At 39.0% G+C, this 22,285-nt stretch carries 17 protein-coding genes and 6 pseudogenes; 10 read left to right on the top strand and 13 right to left on the bottom strand.

What is annotated here, in order from left to right; all coding sequences use genetic code 11:
• Positions 1 to 60: 60 nt before the first annotated feature.
• The 7 genes from JEU79_RS06005 to JEU79_RS05985 form a co-directional block, all read right to left on the bottom strand.
• Positions 61 to 1,482 carry an NTP/NDP exchange transporter gene (locus JEU79_RS06005; protein WP_198263375.1) on the bottom strand — a complete coding sequence of 474 codons (1,422 nt, stop codon included), beginning with the start codon at positions 1,480 to 1,482 and terminating at the stop codon, positions 61 to 63.
• A gap of 77 nt (positions 1,483 to 1,559) precedes the next feature.
• Complete coding sequence (locus tag JEU79_RS06000; RefSeq protein ID WP_246540035.1) at positions 1,560 to 2,804, bottom strand: serine hydrolase; 1,245 nt, start codon at positions 2,802 to 2,804, stop codon at positions 1,560 to 1,562.
• A gap of 122 nt (positions 2,805 to 2,926) precedes the next feature.
• Positions 2,927 to 3,172, bottom strand: coding sequence for a hypothetical protein (locus JEU79_RS05995; protein ID WP_198263373.1), 246 nt, complete (start codon positions 3,170 to 3,172; stop codon positions 2,927 to 2,929).
• The gene (locus tag JEU79_RS26095; protein WP_246540034.1) at positions 3,173 to 3,928 is read right to left on the bottom strand and encodes an IS66 family transposase; all 756 of its coding nucleotides are present in this window, start codon (positions 3,926 to 3,928) and stop codon (positions 3,173 to 3,175) included.
• A 31-nt stretch (positions 3,929 to 3,959) separates the two neighbouring features.
• Complete coding sequence (locus JEU79_RS26090; RefSeq protein ID WP_198263039.1) at positions 3,960 to 4,139, bottom strand: hypothetical protein; 180 nt, start codon at positions 4,137 to 4,139, stop codon at positions 3,960 to 3,962.
• Positions 4,133 to 4,792: a hypothetical protein gene (locus JEU79_RS26085; protein WP_198265641.1), complete on the bottom strand. Its 660-nt coding sequence runs from the start codon at positions 4,790 to 4,792 to the stop codon at positions 4,133 to 4,135. The genes JEU79_RS26090 and JEU79_RS26085 overlap by 7 nt, the downstream gene beginning before the upstream one ends.
• A gap of 247 nt (positions 4,793 to 5,039) precedes the next feature.
• A complete protein-coding gene (locus JEU79_RS05985; RefSeq protein WP_214660511.1) occupies positions 5,040 to 7,661 on the bottom strand; it encodes a PEP/pyruvate-binding domain-containing protein in 2,622 nt (873 codons plus the stop codon).
• Positions 7,662 to 7,948: 287 nt separating this feature from the next.
• Between JEU79_RS05985 and pgaA the strand changes: the two genes are divergently transcribed.
• The 4 genes and pseudogenes from pgaA (at position 7,949) to pgaD (ending at position 14,589) form a co-directional block, all read left to right on the top strand.
• Positions 7,949 to 10,885: a poly-beta-1,6 N-acetyl-D-glucosamine export porin PgaA gene (gene pgaA / locus JEU79_RS05980; protein ID WP_198263371.1), complete on the top strand. Its 2,937-nt coding sequence runs from the start codon at positions 7,949 to 7,951 to the stop codon at positions 10,883 to 10,885.
• Positions 10,886 to 12,865, top strand: coding sequence for a poly-beta-1,6-N-acetyl-D-glucosamine N-deacetylase PgaB (gene pgaB, locus JEU79_RS05975; RefSeq protein WP_198263370.1), 1,980 nt, complete (start codon positions 10,886 to 10,888; stop codon positions 12,863 to 12,865).
• 8 nt (positions 12,866 to 12,873) lie between these two features.
• Positions 12,874 to 14,140 (top strand): annotated as a pseudogene (pgaC, locus tag JEU79_RS28380) (poly-beta-1,6-N-acetyl-D-glucosamine synthase).
• On the top strand, positions 14,140 to 14,589 hold the full coding sequence (gene pgaD / locus JEU79_RS05965) for a poly-beta-1,6-N-acetyl-D-glucosamine biosynthesis protein PgaD (RefSeq protein ID WP_198263369.1): 450 nt from the start codon (positions 14,140 to 14,142) through the stop codon (positions 14,587 to 14,589). Before pgaC ends, pgaD begins: the two are co-directional and overlap by 1 nt.
• Before the next feature lie 5 nt (positions 14,590 to 14,594).
• Here the strand turns inward: pgaD and JEU79_RS05960 are convergent, their stop codons facing one another.
• A complete protein-coding gene (locus tag JEU79_RS05960; RefSeq protein WP_425511165.1) occupies positions 14,595 to 15,980 on the bottom strand; it encodes a putative bifunctional diguanylate cyclase/phosphodiesterase in 1,386 nt (461 codons plus the stop codon).
• Between the two features lie 65 nt (positions 15,981 to 16,045).
• Between JEU79_RS05960 and JEU79_RS28375 the strand changes: the two are divergent.
• The 5 genes and pseudogenes from JEU79_RS28375 to JEU79_RS05940 all read left to right on the top strand — a co-directional run.
• Positions 16,046 to 16,554 (top strand): annotated as a pseudogene (locus tag JEU79_RS28375) (IS3 family transposase); the annotation flags it as partial.
• A gap of 385 nt (positions 16,555 to 16,939) precedes the next feature.
• Positions 16,940 to 17,008: pseudogene (locus JEU79_RS28370) on the top strand (PKHD-type hydroxylase); the annotation flags it as partial.
• 66 nt (positions 17,009 to 17,074) lie between these two features.
• Positions 17,075 to 17,221, top strand: a complete 147-nt coding sequence (locus JEU79_RS26075; protein WP_246540033.1) for a 2OG-Fe(II) oxygenase family protein — start codon at positions 17,075 to 17,077, stop codon at positions 17,219 to 17,221.
• Positions 17,222 to 17,304: 83 nt separating this feature from the next.
• Positions 17,305 to 17,427, top strand: coding sequence for a hypothetical protein (locus JEU79_RS27360; protein ID WP_281400838.1), 123 nt, complete (start codon positions 17,305 to 17,307; stop codon positions 17,425 to 17,427).
• On the top strand, positions 17,378 to 17,656 hold the full coding sequence (locus JEU79_RS05940) for a hypothetical protein (RefSeq protein ID WP_198263366.1): 279 nt from the start codon (positions 17,378 to 17,380) through the stop codon (positions 17,654 to 17,656). The genes JEU79_RS27360 and JEU79_RS05940 overlap by 50 nt, the downstream gene beginning before the upstream one ends.
• A 69-nt stretch (positions 17,657 to 17,725) precedes the next feature.
• Here the strand turns inward: JEU79_RS05940 and JEU79_RS05935 are convergent, their stop codons facing one another.
• The 5 genes and pseudogenes from JEU79_RS05935 to JEU79_RS05905 form a co-directional block, all read right to left on the bottom strand.
• Complete coding sequence (locus JEU79_RS05935) at positions 17,726 to 18,535, bottom strand: IS3 family transposase (RefSeq protein ID WP_198263365.1); 810 nt, start codon at positions 18,533 to 18,535, stop codon at positions 17,726 to 17,728.
• Between the two features lie 30 nt (positions 18,536 to 18,565).
• Complete coding sequence (locus JEU79_RS05930) at positions 18,566 to 18,721, bottom strand: hypothetical protein (protein WP_198263364.1); 156 nt, start codon at positions 18,719 to 18,721, stop codon at positions 18,566 to 18,568.
• 295 nt (positions 18,722 to 19,016) lie between these two features.
• Positions 19,017 to 20,164: pseudogene (locus tag JEU79_RS28365) on the bottom strand (IS3 family transposase); the annotation flags it as partial.
• Positions 20,165 to 20,669: 505 nt separating this feature from the next.
• A pseudogene (locus tag JEU79_RS05910) lies at positions 20,670 to 21,821 on the bottom strand (IS3 family transposase); the annotation flags it as partial.
• A 78-nt stretch (positions 21,822 to 21,899) separates the two neighbouring features.
• Positions 21,900 to 22,061 (bottom strand): annotated as a pseudogene (locus JEU79_RS05905) (transposase); the annotation flags it as partial.
• A gap of 38 nt (positions 22,062 to 22,099) precedes the next feature.
• Here JEU79_RS05905 and JEU79_RS05900 point away from each other — a divergent pair.
• Positions 22,100 to 22,243, top strand: coding sequence for a hypothetical protein (locus tag JEU79_RS05900; RefSeq protein WP_198263362.1), 144 nt, complete (start codon positions 22,100 to 22,102; stop codon positions 22,241 to 22,243).
• Positions 22,244 to 22,285 lie beyond the last annotated feature (42 nt).

The raw sequence follows: 22,285 nt of genomic DNA, 5'->3' as shown, positions 1-22,285 counted from the left end.
GCGTGCCCTACCCTACGGCCTTCCACTCACATTTATTGATTAATCATAAGCACTTCTCGCTTATAATAATTTTTTCCTTTCCTGTATTAATACTCGCGTAAAATACAACCAGAAAAAAATCAAAATAATATTAATAATAAAAAATTCTGCCGTTGTTAATGATAAAAACTGCACCCCGATTAAAACAGTCAGGGCCGCTAGCCCATCGCCAATTCTCACATATAAAGTATCTATAGCTGGTTTTCCATGAAACTTGCTCACTGAATCAACGGGCAACCAGAGTACATGACGCGCAGTATTATTCACCGAATAGTCCGTTGCATTTTCAGCAATTTTCATCATTTTTACTATTAATAAAATAGGCAGTAAGGCCATAACGGAATAGGATAATAGAGCAATAACCGGCAGCAGCATAATAATTGCCCCAAAGCCACCGTATTTTAATAAACGTGAAGCAATTAATGCTTGCAAGAGTAATGCAACCACATTCACCCAAAAGAAAAAATTACCATAAAAAGCAGTGGTACCATCACGAGTAAATTCCAGTATCGCTTGACTACCCACAATACCGTATTGAGCAGCTTGTATTGCCAAATCTTCTTGTATGACTCGAAACAATAAATTTTCACCATTGGTATTCACCCAATTGGTGAGTAAGGTAACAATGGCAATGGCGAATAAAAAACGACTTTTAAAAACAAGTTTTACACCATTTAATAAAAAACTGAAGCCTTGCTTTTTAACTTTAGCTTTTTCAATTTCGGTCATCTTAACGTCAAGCTTATCATCTTCTTGTTTGTCAATTGCCTGACGACTTCGGCATAGACGTTGCTCAACAATACGAGTTAATATGATTGATGCGAACAAGGGCGCTGTACCGGCTAATAATAAAGCCTCTGTGGGGACTAAGCCTGAACCCACCAAGGTATCAATAATTTTAGAGCCGAAAACAGCACCGGAGGTCGCGCCAATGGCAATGAGTGGTAATAAGCGCTTACCTACTTCATCATTATAAATATCCGCACAAAAGGTCCAAAACTGAGCAACAACAAAAACCCCGAACATGCCCACCCAAAGATAAAAGATAATCCCTGAAACAGGTAACCCCTCAAAAAAGAAACCGGGCTGTAAAAACCAGAAAACAATCATGTTAGAGATACAAAATAGTGTTGAGCGAGTCACCAAGGCTGAGCGTGACCACCGGTCAGATAGTTGACTATACCAGCCCATAATAAACAGTAGAAAGATGGCTTGCAGGAAACTTGAATAGGCTTTGACTTCCATTTTGGTCAAACCTTCAATGTCAGAAATTGCGATCCAACCTTCACGCAAGGGTTTGACAAAATAATAAGCGCATAGTATTAAAAATACATTGGCAAACATTAAAATTGCCGTTGTTCCCTCTCCGGCTTTAACGTCAGTAAAAACACCTAATATTTTTTCAATTCGATTTAACTCTAAGGATGTATGTTCAGCGACCATAAATTACAACTTACATCCTTGCTTAATAGGCTGAACCTGGCCTGGTCGATAATATAGCTCTAGTGCTAAGTTAACGATCATTTTTTAACTGAAGCATTTTTAACTGGATGTGCTTGTTTCATCAGTCGGTGAATTCTGGTAGCCAAGGTCTGATGTTCTACTGCTGAATTTTTTCTCAGTACATTTGAAATAACAACTACCATATAATAGAGATTACCTTCCGCTTCAGGGCTTTCTATAATAGCAACTGAATTCATATAGTTTATAACATTGCCTTGATAAGCACGGCATTTAAAACCGACTTCTTCTTTGCACTTATACCAAGAGCCGGATTTATAATACACGGCTGATTTTCTTAGCGCAGGCGATGAGGCATAACGAATACGATGCTCCGTTAAATAGAGTAAGCGTTTTAATTGTCGTGAAGAGAATTCATCGACTAACTCGCCTTGTTCCATTTTAACTAAAAACTGCAATAACTGATTGGCTGTCGCATAACTATTTCCGCCACCATTAACGGCGAACTTACCATTGCGGGAAAAAAAGCTACCTTGACGAAATTGCTCTATATCCAGTCCATTGCGTGTCACGGGCTCCCAAAATGTTTGTTTATAAAGTGCGGTTTTTTCTTTTGAGGGTGTTTCTTTGAAATAACGGGCAATTTCAGATTCCGATGGTGGGAAATCCGTGCCATATTGTCTCATCAACATGCCCTGACGCTGGTTCATCGCTGCCGCAGAATTTGAGCTGATGGATAACATCCAATCCAGAAATTCCCATTGCGAGCCCTGATCACCAATTTTCATCGAACGGCGAGTCAGCTTTTTTGTCTCAGGATTAAAAAGTCGAATTGTATGGTGATCATACTGGCTAATTTTATCTGCCGTCACCAAAGTGTTTTTTAACACATCAAGGCGTTTGGTTTCATCAGGCCAGACATCAGCCATTGCCTGAAAAACACCCAGGCCAACCAAAAGCTTGCCCACACTGCCCACATTTTGCTTGTGATCACCACGATGCACCCCATAGCGAGGATGCTCCATGTCCGTTAAATCCAAGACAGCAATACCATATTCATCTGCGTGTTGACCTAATAATTTTTTGATCTGAGCATTGAGCTGGGGATCAGCTTCAGGAATCTGAAAATCTTTATGATCCAGCAAACGAATATCCACTTCTTTGGTCGTCAATAATGCCCCCGGCACCTGACTTAAACGATCCTTAACCACCCCCTCATTAGCAAGTCTTGAGCCTTCAACACGACGAATACCGGTATCGACATAACCATCCAAAGGATAAGCAGCTGCAATCGTTGGTAACACACTGAACAAAGCAACAGCGAATAAAGAGACACTTATTTTTACTTCCCCCTTTTTCAAAGGGGGACTAAGGGGGTTTAGTTTTTTACTTAGAGAGTTACTTAAACTATTAATAAGCATTTTCATTATTTTGGTACTCCAGACATATCAACTTTGATATGAGACTTGCCATGCAATGACTTATCCATATTGATTAAATAATCCATGCCTTGCACTTCATGATTTTGCAGAAAAGGTCTTAATTGAAACAATTGTAATTTACCCTTTAAAAAACCAAACTCAACATCAGCAGGTGCAGGCTTACCGGCATCGTCGATAATCGATGGAAATTTTTGAGGAAGTTTTTGTAACTTCTCAATAAGTCTGTGCATTTAAACAGCACAAACTTTACCTTTCAGCAACTCAGGCAGATATGGGATCAAATTTCTCTTGCTGATCCGGTCATTAATAAAATCCCAGAATGAAATTCCTTGTTTCAAACAAGTTTTCTTTAAACTGACAAAGGTATCTCTGCAAAGTTGCCCATCCTTTGAGCGTGTACTACCACTAATTTTACGCTTAATAACATATTCTCGAATATCATTTTCACTCAAATTATTATGAAGAGGAATATCAGGCCGTTCCAATACCAGCAGTAATTCTGTTTTATTTCTTGCCAATCGTTTCAGTGCCTGATTCAACGTTTCAAAGCTTGTTTTAGTCCGGCACAATTCATCAAAATGTTCAGCAATCGCTGACTTCAACGGATCATCTGGCTCAAGTTTATATTGTTTGAGATCATAAAATAGTTCCCAAATCTGAGTATGTACCCAGTTCAGTTCTTTATCATGTCGCTCATTGAGTGGTAGTATCCGCTGAAACACTCTGTCTGCATGTATCCAACATAATGCGTGCAACAAAATATCAAATTGTCCTGCATCATCACTCACAATCACCAAATCACTTGGAAAGCCACTGTTAATTAATGCCCCCAGTAAAGCGCCTTCTGTGGCAATGCGAACATGCCGTTGTGTTATGATACTATTGTTCTGCAGATAGTATTTCCAGGCTTCTTCATTATCAAAGCAAGTCTGATGACTTTGTTCAATAACGCTCAATGGCTTGTGAGGTAATTTTTCTGCTCTCATATAATCAAGTGCTGCATCGTTGAGCGTATAATCAACAGCAGCACCTCGTAACTAATTGTAGAAAATTAATCCGGCTCTTATATCGAGTACTTGAAAACCAGGCAAAGGTTTCATTGCCAACGTGAGTACAATAACCATTCTTTCCATCATGACGACTACCCGTATCATCAACATGGATATAAGTACTATTGTTGATACCGGCAGTTAGCAATGTATTTTTTCAGTATGAAAATGGTCTTTGTCATGGATTAAAATCTCATTGATCTGACCCGTTGAAATATCAAAACCTAATTCTGTTAATTGTTGTATTATCAATGGCTGAGTCACTCTCTGGTGATAATATTGATAAACGATATAACTCTGTAATGTATGGCCAAAATGTCCTATATGTGTATCAAAGCTCAATTTTCCTATACAGGTATCACCATCGGGTGTTTTATAGCGAGCCAATCGATAACGAGTATTGAAAGGCTTAATCAGCAGCTCCTGAACAAAATAATCCTGATACCCTAAAAAACGTGAATGTTCTGGCAGGTTATCTGGTTTGATAACGGTGGTTTTATGAATAGCCAATTTCTTCTTTCGTTTACGACTTTTACTAGTCCCATTTCCTGAGTTGTTTTTCTTGCTTCCTGAATGACCTGTCGGATTATCATTGTCATCATCCTTTGGCAATTTACTGGCTCTTATTTTAGGCTTTGGAGGTAGCTTTTTAAGCTTAGCAACTTCTGTTTTAAGGGCATCGATTTCAACCTGTTGGTTTTGAATGATTTCCTGTTGTTGCTCCATGAAAGCAAGGAGTAATCGGACTACCGGTGTCTTTTCTTCTTCAGGTATCTCTGGAATTGGAGGTAATTTTTTCACTATAATCAATACAGGTTGTTTTCAATAAAACAATTGTATCATGGCTTTTTAAGGCTCTTTAGTTTGCCCTGTGTTGATCAAACTCCCTCTCAGTTAAGATAATATTCAAAAATATTCTATTTCGATCTGAGACAGATCGACAGGATCATTTATAGGGATAAATTACATGGGGCAGTGAAAATGCAATTTTTGTCCTCTAAAATGCTGTCAAGACTTTTTTTGTTTTTATTTCAAGTTTTGCACAGACTTATTGAGAAGTTACAAGTTTTTTAGCAAACGCAATTAATTGTTTAATTTCATCAGGCTGTAATATGGTATCAGAGCCGCTGACAGGCAATGCCACTACTCCACCCGTTGATGCAGCTTGTCGTCTCAGAGGCGCTGTGGCTGTTGCCAGCACTTTCACCGAGCCATCATTGATATTAATGCGTAAAGACTCGGCTGATTGGCCATCCACAGCACCTCCAACACCCTCATTTACCGCAACAGAAATAATATCTCGTGCCCCTGTAGTGATATCTTCAGTCACCATCACACCTGATTTTTCATTATCAACCGAGCGCAATAATAAAATAGAAGGATAAACATATTGCGGCTTTTCCATGTGTGATTGACGCCAGGCAAAAGCACGCTTGGTAAAAGGCGAGGCCCAGACATCATTAATGGCATTAATTAAATTATCAAAACCAATCACATTAGGCATGGTCAGATTTAAACCTGCCCCCGTAAAACCCGGCAAGTCTTCAACATTGGTATCTGAACGCACAAAGACGCCTAAGTTAGTGGTTCCAAACGCATCTTGCATGGCCTTTCTAAACGACGCTATCAGTGCATCGCTCATTTTTGAGTGCATGATAATATCATAAAGCTCAGCCCTGAAGGCTTCTGATTTCTGTTCATGTTGTGCAGGCTTTGATTCTAATGAACGAATAATATCATACTGCTCTAACATCCACTGATAGACAGTTTTTGAGGTATTTTTATAGGGTTTATCCAATACCGAAGCACGGAAAATGCCAAAGGGAATGGCCAGACCATTGGCCACTTTATCAGGATAAATATGTTTAAGTTCACCTAGTTTTGCCGCCTTAGGGCCTACTATTCGACCGGAGTCTTTTGCTCTAAGTTCTTTTAAATTGATAAACTCACGAAATTTAACATCCAGCTTTTCCAAATCAGGACGGATGCGAATATTGTCCTTATTGCTATCCTTATTAAAGTACTCACGCCACTTAGGACTATCAGACATGATCTCAACCAAACCCAAAGGTGAAACCGCCATCACGATAATCTCACCATTGTGCTGTTCTAATGACGCAATTAAATCTTCACTAATAGTCACATTGGGAATACCCAGATTTCTTGCCAGCAACTGCACATGAGAAAGTGGATTGCCCTCACCCGCCGTAATAATTCCTGATAAGGGTGGCAGGTCGGAAACTGTTTCGGGCAGCAAATAAATGCCATCGGGTTTAATAGCAGCAATGTTTTCCAGACGGATATCGGTATGTAATGTCCCCCTCACAAATCCCGGATTAAGCGCATGAAAACCAATACCGGTTTTTTTACCAAAGATACTGTGTTTAACGCCGGAGAGGTGATTGACATCAATACTCAAATCATTGAGCACCTGAGAGAAAAACATTAATGGGCTGCCACGAAGTTGATCTTGAATAAAGTGAAAACTCAAGGGTTCAATTGCCCCCAGTTTTTGCATCGAAGCATAAAATTGAAAACGCATGCCTTGGGTTCCCCAGCCGGGCACTCTGGCTAAATAATTAAGCTCATTGATATATTGTTTTAAAGCAATTTTGTCTTTATTCAGTGATTCAATCGACTGTTTTATTTGCGCATAACTTCTTTGGTTGATGATGCCTGCACCATAACTTGCCTGAGCGATATTTTCTAATAAGGATAAGCGTTCGCTTCTAGTCATTTTATCCAGCACTTTATGTAGTTCAGTACTGGATTTGAAATTATGCGCCTCAATGATCAAGCTTAAGTCTAATAAACGTAAACGTGCACTCGCGCTTTTTATTCTAGGCATGAACTCACGCATATCAGCCAGGGCAGTGGCCGTTATTTGATACTGTTTGATAGTGGAGCTATTATTCTCTAAATCATTTTTTTCTAAGTCATCCGCCATTTTACGCAAAAAATCTTGTAACCAGGGCGCACCAGAATAAATTTTTGCATCGGCTCTTAAAGTGTCTGATAAAGGGGAGGCTTTATAAATAGCATCAATTTCATCGACTAGCTCTAGGTAAGGCGCCTTGTCTTCAGGTTGTTTCTCTGTCACATAGTCTCTCACCATCTGCGCATCACTGGCATCGGGTGAACCATGAATTTTTATCCGAATTTTTTTGAAACCACGATCACTATCAGACAATGATGCCGCTAATTGCCGCATTTTTTGCATAGAGGCGGTATCTTTGCCATGGGGTAAAAGCCTGACGCCGCTACGAAGCCCTAAGTAGCGATGGCTGATCCATGCTGGCTGACCACTGAGTTCCATGAGCAAATTCCTTGCCCCTGCACGCTCATCTTCTTCCTGAATGGCGCCACGATAAAACTGTGCTTTTCTTAAAATCCAACCATTATCAAGATGGCCTAGAAATTTTTCTATTAATATCTGATTGTACTGATCTATAAATGTATCATTTTGAATGAATGCCTTAGCATCAATACCCGCTAGAAAATTAGCAATATAATAGCCTTTGCTTCTTAAGGTTTTAGTCTGTTGGCTATAATTTCCATGCTGGAAACCACCACCATGATCTCTACAAGCATAAGCCTTAGGCGGTAACACACTGCCATCCTGACAAAACCACCTGACATTGACAAAGGGCCCCCGTTCAGAGGACTTCATTGCACTTATCCACTGGGAATATTCTTTATTATTGGTGTGTACGGGCTCACTGCTGGCAAAAACTATCGTTGGTAGAATAAACGCAAGGAATAGTAAAAATGGTTTCATAAATTACCTGTCTTTATTTAGAAATAGTTAGAAATAGTTAGAAATAGAAAAATGCGGTTAGAAAAAAGTAACGAATACACTAAAAGATAAGTTTAGCACCTGATTCACAATGTATTCAACATAAAAAATACTAGGCCTCTGCTATACTTTTTATAATCTGAATTTTATAGGAAGGCTTTGTGGTATTTCGAAGTACATTATTTTCTAGTGGTATTTTAGGCATTGTATTACTTTTTTGTTCACAATCTGCCTCTGCCCTGCGTCTTTACTCCCAGGAACAATATCAGCTTGCCCGTGATCGAGCTGTTGCCGAAGCTAAAGCCGGGAATCACCAAAGTGCCTTAGTCACCCTCCAACGCCTACTCAGATTAGAGCCTGATAATATCGGTGCGCTCAATGATTACATCACCATCCTAATTTGGGACAAACAATATCAACAAGCATTAGATTATTTTCCCAAGCTCAAACTAAATGAAACGCCTGAATACGTTTTACGCTCACTTATTATAGCTGCTGATAAATTGAAACAACAGGCTACAATTCAACAATTACTAGCAGTCTATTTCACTAAATACCCTATCGTGCCACAGGATACACCCGCAGCAATCCGAGGAAAAACAAAATCTGAGTTAGTTTTTCTTACCCGTCAGGCAGGGATGAACCAAACCGCCTTGGTGATTTTACAACAACTGCTCAAAGAGCAGCCTGAAAACCAAGCCTATCTTGCTGACTATATTAATACGCTCTATTTGGAGCAACACTATCAGCAGGCTCTCGATGCAGGGAAAGCCATTGATTTTAACCATGCACCTGAATTTGTCTTTGATGCTCTTATTGCCAGTGCTAAAAAACTCAATGATCATACATTAGAACAGAGCTTATTAACAAAATATCAGCAACGTTTTAACCACAGTTTCATCTCTAATATTTCTAAAGTAAAACAACGAGAAGCAAAAAAAATAGCACCACAACAAAAAAATATACCGCAGAAAAAAAGTGTTCAGCAGCAAACACACTTATCTCAACAGTTAAAAAAAGCGAGCACTTTTCTCAAACAAAAAAACTATCAACAGGCAAAAAAAATATTAATGCCACTTTATCTTTCCGGTCAGTTTTTATCTGAGAAACATAGCAGCGCAATTAACAATGAACAAATACAATTATTAATTCGTTATTTTGATAGTCAAAAAGATTATCAAAAAACTGCTTATCTCTATCAAGTGCAACTGAACAAAATACCCCACTCTGATAGCAAAGATTATGCCGAACTCAACAAGCAATTAGTATTAAATTTATTCTATGCCGGTGCTCCCTTTTTAGCTCTGGATAAATTGGCCGCAACACCCTCGGTACTCACGGCGAAAGAAATGAACAAAATAACAACTGACACCTATGCCTTACAACTGCGTTGGAGCGTTTATCAACCCGCAGCAGAGGAGTCTTCAGATGAGGCCAAAGAAAAAGTAACTCAATTATTAGCCTCTGCAATAGCAAATTCAACTGAGTCAAATGATCACTATAATCAATTACGACTCCAATATGATTATATTATCGCTTTAAAACAAACCGAACAAATGCAAGCGATTATTGACCAATACCAAGCATTACAGGCCAACTCACAAGCCTTGCCTGATTATGTCCTAAATGCTGTTGCGGATGCCTATCTTGCCTTACAGCAACCCTTAATCGCAGAGCAAATGTATGTAGACTTGTTGTCACGCCAAAAGGATAATTTAGCCCTAATGCGTTCACTGGCCTATGCCTATCTGGATCAAGGCAAAACCACTGAAGCAATCCATCTCATCCAAACACGCAATGAAAACACCCCTATATGGCGTAAAGATCATAGTGGTGACATCACTAAAAATAATGACGAGAAATTACAAGTAGAAATACTACAGGCCAATATTTTTGCTTATGCCGATGATCTGGACGGTTCTCAAACACGCTTTGAAAACATGCGCAATAATGCCCCGAACAATCTTGAGCTCATTGATAATTTAGCACAAGTTTATCGCTGGCGTGGCTGGCCAGAAACATCAGCACGAGCATTACAACTTGCTCACACCATAGAGCCTGATTATTTATATGCACAAATTAATCACACTTATAATTTAATCGAGACACAACAATTCGCTAAAGCAGAACAAAACTTAGCACAGCTGAGTAATAAAGGGGATCATCAATATGCACTCCAAAAATTACAAAAAGACTGGGACTTAATCAATAAACGCCAGTTTTTAAGCTGGGTCGATGTTGGTGATTCTGATTCAAAAAATCAAGCTAGCCAGAGTAATTATGGTAATTCAGATATGAGCATCGAATCTTATCTCTATGATGCCCTGTATGATAATAAATATCGTCCCTACATACATCAATTTTTCAGCCAATCTGATTTTACTGAAGGCAAGGATCAATATGAGCGCCTGGGTATCGGCGTTGAATATCGCCAACAACGCAATACCACCCAAATTGAACTCAGTGACTCCTATACCAGTCGTAGTGATCCCGGTATTTCTATCAATAGTGAACAATGGTTTAATGATTATTTACAACTTGCCATAGGCTATAATTCCTTTAGCAACAATGTCCCCGTCCGGGCTTATTTTCATGATATTGATGGGCTTGATTATCGTCTTTCCGGTCAGTGGCGTTTTAATGAACTCAGCAGTATCAATAGTGGTTTTGAAATTTTGGATTACTCTGATGGTAACCAACGTGATAGCTGGTCATTGTCATTTTCTCATCGGCTCATTAACCAGCCTAATTATAAAATGCAAATTACGCCTAATTATTTTCAATCAAAAAATAGTCAGCCCGGAGGCCCTTACTTTGCCCCAAAAAGTGATAAGTCTTATGGCATCAACATCAGAAATGAATGGCTGAGTTATAAAATGAGCGACAAACAATTTAAACAAATCCTTGAATTAGACCTGGGTAAATACGAACAAGAAACGTTTAATACAGAAACAACAACAAGCTTTCTATATCAACATGAATGGATTTTGAATAAAACACTCAGCTTCAGCTACGGGCTCAAAGTCAGTCGAAATTATTACGATGGCGATAAAGAAAAACGAAAATCGGCCTTTGCCTCTTTAAATTGGTTATTTTAAATGAAAACAAAATTTATTCGACAGCTTGTATTACTCTGCACAGTCATTTATATATCACTGGTCAATGTTTATGCGACTAATACTCATTTTACGGCCATTTGCTATCATGATGTCAAAACAATCACCCAGGGTGATCTGGGTCCCGATCAATATGCGATCAGTCCAGAAAATTTATTAGCACAATTTGAATGGCTGAAAAAAAATAATTATCAAGCTATTAGCTTCGATGATCTAATTGCCGCCAGAGAAGGAAAAAAATCACTACCACCCAAAGCAGTCTTACTCACCTTTGATGATGGCTATATTAGTTTTTATACTAAAATTTACCCACTGCTCAAACTCTATAATTTCCCTGCGGTCTTTGCCATTGTCGGAAAGTGGCTAGAAACACCCCGTGATGGCAATGTGCAATATGGAAAGAAAAGCATTTCACGTGAGCATTTTCTCAGTTGGGCACAACTCAAAGAAATGCAAGCCTCGGGGCTTGTTGAAGTGGCGTCTCATAGTTTTAATCTACATCGCGGTATTCTGGCCAATCCACAAAAAAACACTCAGCCTGCTGCCATTAGCCGACAGTATTATAGTCGCTCACAACATTATGAAACCGATAAAACTTATCTACACCGTATTAAAAACGATCTTAAGAAAAATTCCAATTTAATTACCCAAAAATTAGGCAAGCCGCCACGTGTCATGGTTTGGCCCTATGGTGCTTATAATAAAAAAACCGTTCAAATAGCCAAAGAACTTGGCATGCCCTTTAACTTAAGCCTGGATACGGAATTAGAACTAAAAAGAAAGAATTCCATCACTGATTTAAGTTTAATCAATAGAGAATTAATTATCGCCAATCCAAATGCCCGCGATCTGGCCTATATGCTTAACACCAACAAGAAACCAAATCCTGAAAGAGTAATTCATGTTGATTTGGACTATATTTATGATACCTCAGCAGAGCAACAGGAAAAAAATCTCAATCAGCTATTGGACAGAATCAAACAATTTAATGTCAATACGGTCTATTTACAGGCCTTTGCTGATCCTGATGGTGATGGCAATGTGAATGCCTTGTATTTTCCTAATCGTCACCTGCCGATGCGTGCAGACTTATTTAATCGAGTTGCCTGGCAATTACGCACTCGTGCCAATGTCAATGTCTATGCTTGGATACCGGTGATGGCATTTGATTTTGGCGAGTCTTATTTTTCTAAATATGGCGTAAAAGAACTGAAAGATGGCCAGTTAATAAGCACCTCAGCCGCTTATAAGCGGCTATCTCCTTTTTATCCTCAGGTTAGAAAAATCATTAATGAAATTTATAGTGATTTAGCAAAACACACTAATTTTTATGGCATTTTATATCATGATGATGCTTATTATACTGATTTTGAAGACTTCTCCGAGGCGGCTCTCAATTGGTATCAACAACGGGGGATCATTCAAAGCCCTCAGGCGATCATTGCTCAGCCAGCACTATTAAAAAAACTGGCCAAACTCAAAACGGCGTTTCTGATTCAATTTACCCATGAGTTAAGTGATAGCATTCGACAGTATCGCCCGACCATTAAAACGGCGAGAAACATGTATGCCCGTCCCGTGTTGGAACAAGACAGTGAAGTCTGGTTTGCACAAAATTTGGAACAATTTGTGCAAAATTATGACACCACAGCCATTATGGCCATGCCCTGGATGGAAAAAGCCACTGATCCACATCTCTGGTTAGCAGAGTTAACAGAAGTTGTTAAGCAACGTATTGAAAAGAAAAACATCAGCAAAGTACTGTTTGAATTACAAGCGATGGACTGGAATACCTCCCAGCCCATTGACACCCAAATTATGGCGGCACAGGTTAATTTTCTATTGCGTCATGGGATCAATAATATCGGCTATTACCCCGATGATTTTCAAAACAATCATCCCAATATCGAACAATTAAAAAAACAATTTTCCTTACAAACCTTTCCCTATAATCAGCCTTAGATAAAACTATGAATACTGAATTTCCTATCATTGAAGCACTACTTTCTTTTGCTTTTTATTATCCATTCTTTATGGCATTTTTATGGATGACCGGCGGTATTTATTATCGACTCCATTGGGAAAACCAATGTCATCGTCGCCCGGATAACCCTCCCATACTTGAGCATGAGCCACCCGTTTCTTTATTAGTGCCCTGTCATAACGAGGGCCATAATGTCCGTGATACTATTGAATATCTGGTCAAGCAAAACTATTCACAATTTGAAGTCATTGCCATTAATGACGGCAGTACCGACAATACCCGTGAAATTTTAGATGAACTAGCGCTAAAATATCCGCGCTTGCGCGTTATTCATCTAGCCTCGAATCAAGGCAAGGCCATGGCTTTAAAAACCGCCTCATTATTGGCCAACTATGAGTTCCTACTTTGTGTGGACGGTGATGCCTTATTAGATCCCCATGCCACCCGCTGGATGATACGTCACTTTGTCAGCAGTCAATATGTTGGTGCTGTCACCGGCAATCCTCGCATCAGAAACCGTACCACCTTATTAGGTAAAATTCAGGTGGGTGAATTTTCTTCTATCATCGGCATGATCAAACGTGCCCAACGTATTTATGGCGCTATTTTCACTGCCTCTGGCGTCATCGTTGCCTTTCGAAAAAGTGCCTTACATGAGATTGGCTATTGGCTATTGGCACACAGACATGATCACTGAAGACATTGATATTAGCTGGCGTTTGCAATTAAATCAGTGGGATATTCGCTATGAACCTAATGCATTATGTTGGATATTGATGCCGGAAACATTATCCGGCCTACTCAAACAAAGAATTCGTTGGGCACAAGGCGGAGCAGAGGTGTTCAAACGTTATTTCAAATCACTCTTTCAATGGCAATCACGACGTATGTGGCCCATTGCCTTTGAATATGCGGCCAGTGTTATTTGGAGTTATGTGGTCTTTACTATTATGTTAGTCTGGTTATTCCAACAGTTTTTTATTGTTCCGGATTATTTTTTCATTCGCAGTATTCTACCCGGTTGGACAGGCGTTTTACTGATCCTAACGTCATTATTGCAATTCACTATTAGCATGTCTATTGACTCACGTTATGAAAAACATCTTTTACAAAATTATTATTGGATGATTTGGTATCCAATGGTCTATTGGATGTTAAACATGATCACCACCGTCATTGGTTTCCCTAAGGCCTTTTTAAAGAAAAAAGGCCAACGAGCCATCTGGACAAGCCCTGATAGAGGTATTCGCTAATGACTAAGCAAAAAAAACCACTGATCATTAATCGCCCGGACTTAATGTCTATGAGGCAGAAATATGCCAATAACACCTTGAAATTACTTTTTGTGCTCTCAGGTATTTATCTGATTGTTCCCATAATCACTTTTATTATCTGGTATCTTGCCTTTGTGTTTTTTCAGCAACATATACTCTTATTAGAAGGCTATAAAGAATATAAAACCATGACCTCGGTCTGGTATCTCATTATTATTGCCGCATTTAGTCTGATGTTTATTCTCTGGTCTTTGGGCAATCTTTATTTCAAGCGACGCAAAAGTAAAAGCATACATAATACCGACTTAAGCATTGAAGCCAGTAGTGACTACTATCAAGTGCCGCTTGAATCAGTTAAACAATTTAGAAAACAAAAAGTAATGCAGGTGAGTTTTGATGACAAGGGTAATATCAACCATATCGAATAATAAGATTAGGCAGGCAATTCTGAGTTAAAGATATATTGTCTAAGGTCAGCCTTTTTTAACGGACGGGAAAAATAATAACCCTGAAATAAATCACAGCCATACTTATTAAGTATATCAGCCTGTTCCTTTTCTTCCACGCCTTCAGCCAGAACAGGAATGCACAGGCTTTTACCCAGGTCAATAATACTGCGAACCAATTGCTTATCCTGTTCATCCAAAAGAATATCTCGAATAAAGCTCTTATCAATTTTAAGTTCATTAATGGGTAGTTTATTCAATACATTTAATGATGAATAGCCCGTTCCAAAATCGTCTAAGGAAATTTCAATGCCTGCTTTTTGAAGGCTTTCTAAAATAGCAATTGCCTTATCAACATCATCAATAAAGAGGTTTTCAGTAATTTCAACCACCAGTTTAATTGAGGAATTGATAAAGGCGATATTGATTTCAAAAAATTGTTGCAGAAAATTCTCACTCAATAATTGCCGAACAGAAACATTAACGGATAAACGAATATCATCTTCAACGTCAGCAGCCTGATAAAGATCTGAAATTTCGTGCAATGCTGTCTTCAATACATACAAACCAATTTCAATGATTTGTCCCGTCGCTTCAGCAACGGCAATAAACTCTTCTGGTGACACATGGCCTAACTTAGGGTTTTGCCAACGAATGAGGGTCTCAATACCTACCAAAGAATGATTGATAGCATCGACCTGAGGCTGATAAAACTCCTGCCTTTCCAGTGCATGACCTAATTCAGCTTCAATAATAGCCTTACGCTGTTGCATTTCATCCAGTCTTTCAGAAAAAGCATACATTCCCGATTGAGTGCGCTTGGCCTCATACATCGCCATGTCTGCTTTTCTTAGTAATTCATCAACATCTATACCATTTTGAGGGGCTGTAGCCGTACCAATGCTGGCACTAACGACAAATTCCAAGCCATCAATTATGATCGGTTTCTTTAATTCAGATAGACATCGCATGGATAATTTGACGATTTCCTCTGCTTCAACATGATGATTTAAAATAATAAATTCATCACCGCCCTGACGAATTTTCAAGCTATTCTGACAGCTCACTTTAATTCTTTCTGCGATGGCAATCAGCACCCGATCACCAACACTATGACCATGGATATCATTAATGGCCTTAAAATTATTTAAATCAATAAACAAGATGGAAAATTGATCATGATATTGCTTCTTCCATTCATGAAATTTATCCATCAAATAACGACGATTCGGTAACTGAGTTAATTCATCATGGGTTGCCTGAAAGGCGAGACGGGCTTTGGATTTTCTTTGAATATGAACATTAGAGCGGAAAATCCAATACAAAACAAAATTAAATAAAACCAGCAAGCCTAATAATAGGGTGATGGGCATTAGCATACTTTGCAGCAGCGCTGAACGGTTTTTAAAAATAAAGGTGTAATGCTCATTAATGTGGCGTGAAGTACGCATGGATAACTGATCAGGCTAAAGATTACCCGGTAACGATTCTGTGCCGTTTTATGGATGTTTCCCGTAGTTGCTATTATGATTGGGTTAGCTCTCCTAAAACGGATAGAGAGAAAGAAAATGAAGCGCTTACTGAGCAGCTAAAAAACTGTTTGAAGACAGTCGCAAGACTTATGGAACCCGTCGTCTTAAAAGAAAACTGGCTGAAAAAGGCGTTCATATAAGCCGCCGGAGAATTGGTCGATTAATGAAAAAAGCCGGTTTGTTTTGTAAAACGAAGAGACGCTTTAAAGCGACGACTAATTCCAAGCATAATAAGCGTATATCTCCAAATTTACTGGAAAGAGAGTTTACTGTCTCTCAACCTGATCGCTACTATGTGGGTGATATTACCTATATTGCCACCAAGGAAGGCTGGTTATATTTAGCGGTTGTCATTGACTTATTCTCTAGGCAAATTGTTGGCTGGTCGATGGATGAGCGAATGAAAGGACACATCAAAATTCCAGATGTTATTCATCCACAACAGCTCAAATCAATTCAGGGCGTTCTTAAACAAGCCAATTTTATTGATGGAAAAATATCTGCCGGTGATGTCGCACAGACAGTTAAAAATAATGAAGAATTAATTCAAGATAATTCTCCACAAATGCAATCATTAAACAATATTTTAATGGGCAGCCTAATCAACAATGAAACCTATAAAGCCGCAGTCATGATGAAACGCATTGGCTCGCCTTTTTAGCTCGCTACCGTAAAGGTATGGGCTATGGTGGCCATATTGACAATCCTATCATGGGACAAATGCCCAATATGTATCGTACCGATGTGTCTACGACCATTTTTTAAATGAACCCGAAGACTATGAAGGCGGCGAGTTAGTTATTGAAACACAATATGGTAAACACAAGGCAAAACTCAAAGCCGGTAGCGCCATTGTCTACCCTTCCACGAGTTGGCACTATGTCGAAGAAGTAACGGCTGGTGAGCGCTTGGTTTGCGTTACCTGGGCACAAAGTATGATTCAGGATACAAATAAACGTGAAGTGCTCTATGAACTATGGAAAGCCAGAGAGAAAATGCTCAAAGAAAATCCCAAAGCGGAAGAAACACAAGGGGTCGATGTGAGCTATATCAAGCTGGTACAAATGTGGGCTGATACTTAGGGGTAAATTCAAAGGGTTAATGTGGCTATACTTAACCGGACACACAACTTAAAATAACTAAAAGATAAAAAGTGTGACCTAAAATGAATGATCAAACAAAAAAACCGAATAAAAGCTATACATCAGAATTTAAAGAATCAGCTGTCAAATTAGCTAATGAGACGGATCAACCCCGTTTCTCAGACTGCCAGGGAGCTAGGTGTTAATGTAAATATGATGTGTCAACACTTTTCCGGACAGTTTTCTAAATATTTTTTGGCTGTTTCAAGTGATTTTTGTCATTTTGTATTTCCTATCATTTTAGTTTCTCATGTTAACTTTAAACAGATGAAGAGAAAGGGCTTTGCCCTCTGGAACGATAGAGCCGTTCCATTCACCCAAGGTATTTTCACAACGGTAATGATCCTGTTACAATATCTTCACGGCACAGGCTGAGGAGCCGATGGCCGTCAACGGTAATGGGCGGCATTTATGTCGCCTTTTACCCCTCTTCAATCAATCGATTTAAGCTATTTCCTGCTGTATTTCATAATCGACTGGTGACAAATAATCATTAGCCGAATGAAGTCGCTCCCGATTATAAAATACCTCAATATATTCAAATATTGCCTGCTTTGCTTCTACTCTGGTTTTGAATCGACAATGGTGCGTCAATTCAGTTTTCAAACTATGAAAGAAGCTCTCTGATACAGCATTGTCCCAGCAATTTCCTTTGCGGCTCATAGACTGAATTATGTTATGATCCGACAATATTTTTCTATGACTATCAGAGGCATATTGGCTACCTCGGTCAGTATGCCAAAGCAATCCATCCATTGGTTTACGCTTCCATATGGCCATCAGTAAAGCATCATTGACTAGCTTGGCTTTCATTCGCTCATCCATCGACCAGCCAACAATTTGCCTAGAGAATAAGTCAATGACAACCGCTAAATATAACCAGCCTTCCTTGGTGGCAATATAGGTAATATCACCCACATAGTAGCGATCAGGTTGAGAGACAGTAAACTCTCTTTCCAGTAAATTTGGAGATATACGCTTATTATGCTTGGAATTAGTCGTCGCTTTAAAGCGTCTCTTCGTTTTACAAAACAAACCGGCTTTTTTCATTAATCGACCAATTCTCCGGCGGCTTATATGAACGCCTTTTTCAGCCAGTTTTCTTTTTAAGACGACGGGTTCCATAAGTCTTGCGACTGTCTTCAAACAGTTTTTTAGCTGCTCAGTAAGCGCTTCATTTTCTTTCTCTCTATCCGTTTTAGGAGAGCTAACCCAATCATAATAGCAACTACGGAAACATCCATAAAACGGCACAGAATCGTTACCGGGTAATCTTTAGCCTGATCAGTTATCCATGCGTACTTCACAAAGTTTCCCTTGCAAAGTACGCTGTGGCCTTTTTAATAAATCACGCTCCTGAATCACTTTTGCCAATTCTTTTTTCAGACGTTTTACTTCATCATAAATGTGTTCATCACTTCTATTGGCTACCGTCTTCACCGGTTTGATGTGTCAACACTTTTCCGGACAGTTTTCTAAATATTTTTTGGCTGTTTCAAGTGATTTTTGTCATTTTGTATTTCCTATCATTTTAGTTTCTCATGTTAACTTTAAACAGATGAAGAGAAAGGGCTTTGCCCTCTGGAACGATAGAGCCGTTCCATTCACCCAAGGTATTTTCACAACGGTAATGATCCTGTTACAATATCTTCACGGCACAGGCTGAGGAGTCGATGGCCGTCAACGGTAATGGGCGGCATTTATGTCGCCTTTTACCCCTCTTCAATCAATCGATTTAAGCTATTTCCTGCTGTATTTCATAATCGACTGGTGACAAATAATCATTAGCCGAATGAAGTCGCTCCCGATTATAAAATACCTCAATATATTCAAATATTGCCTGCTTTGCTTCTACTCTGGTTTTGAATCGACAATGGTGCGTCAATTCAGTTTTCAAACTATGAAAGAAGCTCTCTGATACAGCATTGTCCCAGCAATTTCCTTTGCGGCTCATAGACTGAATTATGTTATGATCCGACAATATTTTTCTATGACTATCAGAGGCATATTGGCTACCTCGGTCAGTATGCCAAAGCAATCCATCCATTGGTTTACGCTTCCATATGGCCATCAGTAAAGCATCATTGACTAGCTTGGCTTTCATTCGCTCATCCATCGACCAGCCAACAATTTGCCTAGAGAATAAGTCAATGACAACCGCTAAATATAACCAGCCTTCCTTGGTGGCAATATAGGTAATATCACCCACATAGTAGCGATCAGGTTGAGAGACAGTAAACTCTCTTTCCAGTAAATTTGGAGATATACGCTTATTATGCTTGGAATTAGTCGTCGCTTTAAAGCGTCTCTTCGTTTTACAAAACAAACCGGCTTTTTTCATTAATCGACCAATTCTCCGGCGGCTTATATGAACGCCTTTTTCAGCCAGTTTTCTTTTAAGACGACGGGTTCCATAAGTCTTGCGACTGTCTTCAAACAGTTTTTTAGCTGCTCAGTAAGCGCTTCATTTTCTTTCTCTCTATCCGTTTTAGGAGAGCTAACCCAATCATAATAGCAACTACGGGAAACATCCATAAAACGGCACAGAATCGTTACCGGGTAATCTTTAGCCTGATCAGTTATCCATGCGTACTTCACAAAGTTTCCCTTGCAAAGTACGCTGTGGCCTTTTTAATAAATCACGCTCCTGAATCACTTTTGCCATTCTTTTTTCAGACGTTTTACTTCATCATAAATGTGTTCATCACTTCTATTGGCTACCGTCTTCACCGGTTTGGAATATTTACTGATCCAGGTATGTAGAGTATTTACATTAACACCTAGCTCCCTGGCAGTCTGAGAAACGGGTTGATCCGTCTCATTAGCTAATTTGACAGCTGATTCTTTAAATTCTGATGTATAGCTTTTATTCGGTTTTTTGTTTGATCATTCATTTTAGGTCACACTTTTTATCTTTTAGTTATTTTAAGTTGTGTGTCCGGTTAAGTATAGCCACATTAATTCAGGAACTACAATATAGCATAAAAGCATTTAAAAAGTCTGTCCAATAAATATTTATAGGGCGGCCACGCTTTTTGAAACCACGCTGAAAGTGCACATAATAAACTCTTGAGTCAGCGTAGTCAGATAAAGCCATTGTGATGTGTCAACACTTTTCCGGACAGTTTTCTAAATATTTTTTGGCTGTTTCAAGTGATTTTTGTCATTTTGTATTTCCTATCATTTTAGTTTCTCATGTTAACTTTAAACAGATGAAGAGAAAGGGCTTTGCCCTCTGGAACGATAGAGCCGTTCCATTCACCCAAGGTATTTTCACAACGGTAATGATCCTGTTACAATATCTTCACGGCACAGGCTGAGGAGCCGATGGCCGTCAACGGTAATGGGCGGCATTTATGTCGCCTTTACCCCTCTTCAATCAATCGATTTAAGCTATTTCCTGCTGTATTTCATAATCGACTGGTGACAAATAATCATTAGCCGAATGAAGTCGCTCCCGATTATAAAATACCTCAATATATTCAAATATTGCCTGCTTTGCTTCTACTCTGGTTTTGAATCGACAATGGTGCGTCAATTCAGTTTTCAAACTATGAAAGAAGCTCTCTGATACAGCATTGTCCCAGCAATTTCCTTTGCGGCTCATAGACTGAATTATGTTATGATCCGACAATATTTTTCTATGACTATCAGATGCATATTGGCTACCTCGGTCAGTATGCCAAAGCAATCCATCCATTGGTTTACGCTTCCATATGGCCATCAGTAAAGCATCATTGACTAGCTTGGCTTTCATTCGCTCATCCATCGACCAGCCAACAATTTGCCTAGAGAATAAGTCAATGACAACCGCTAAATATAACCAGCCTTCCTTGGTGGCAATATAGGTAATATCACCCACATAGTAGCGATCAGGTTGAGAGACAGTAAACTCTCTTTCCAGTAAATTTGGAGATATACGCTTATTATGCTTGGAATTAGTCGTCGCTTTAAAGCGTCTCTTCGTTTTACAAAACAAACCGGCTTTTTTCATTAATCGACCAATTCTCCGGCGGCTTATATGAACGCCTTTTTCAGCCAGTTTTCTTTTAAGACGACGGGTTCCATAAGTCTTGCGACTGTCTTCAAACAGTTTTTTAGCTGCTCAGTAAGCGCTTCATTTTCTTTCTCTCTATCCGTTTTAGGAGAGCTAACCCAATCATAATAATAGCAACTACGGGAAACATCCATAAAACGGCACAGAATCGTTACCGGGTAATCTTTAGCCTGATCAGTTATCCATGCGTACTTCACAAAGTTTCCCTTGCAAAGTACGCTGTGGCCTTTTTAATAAATCACGCTCCTGAATCACTTTTGCCAATTCTTTTTTCAGACGTTTTACTTCATCATAAATGTGTTCATCACTTCTATTGGCTACCGTCTTCACCGGTTTGGAATATTTACTGATCCAGGTATGTAGAGTATTTACATTAACACCTAGCTCCCTGGCAGTCTGAGAAACGGGTTGATCCGTCTCATTAGCTAATTTGACAGCTGATTCTTTAAATTCTGATGTATAGCTTTTATTCGGTTTTTTGTTTGATCATTCATTTTAGGTCACACTTTTTATCTTTTAGTTATTTTAAGTTGTGTGTCCGGTTAAGTATAGCCACATTAGTTTGGAATATTTACTGATCCAGGTATGTAGAGTATTTACATTAACACCTAGCTCCCTGGCAGTCTGAGAAACGGGTTGATCCGTCTCATTAGCTAATTTGACAGCTGATTCTTTAAATTCTGATGTATAGCTTTTATTCGGTTTTTTTGTTTGATCATTCATTTTAGGTCACACTTTTTATCTTTTAGTTATTTTAAGTTGTGTGTCCGGTTAAGTATAGCCACATTAATACTCTACATACCTGGATCAGTAAATATTCCAAACCGGTGAAGACGGTAGCCAATAGAAGTGATGAACACATTTATGATGAAGTAAAACGTCTGAAAAAGAATTGGCAAAAGTGATTCAGGAGCGTGATTTATTAAAAAGGCCACAGCGTACTTTGC

This window comes from sulfur-oxidizing endosymbiont of Gigantopelta aegis (genome assembly GCF_016097415.1).
Lineage (GTDB): Bacteria > Pseudomonadota > Gammaproteobacteria > GRL18 > GRL18 > GRL18.
Note: the sequence above shows the minus strand (reverse complement) of the source record. Positions and strands in the feature narration are given on the sequence as shown.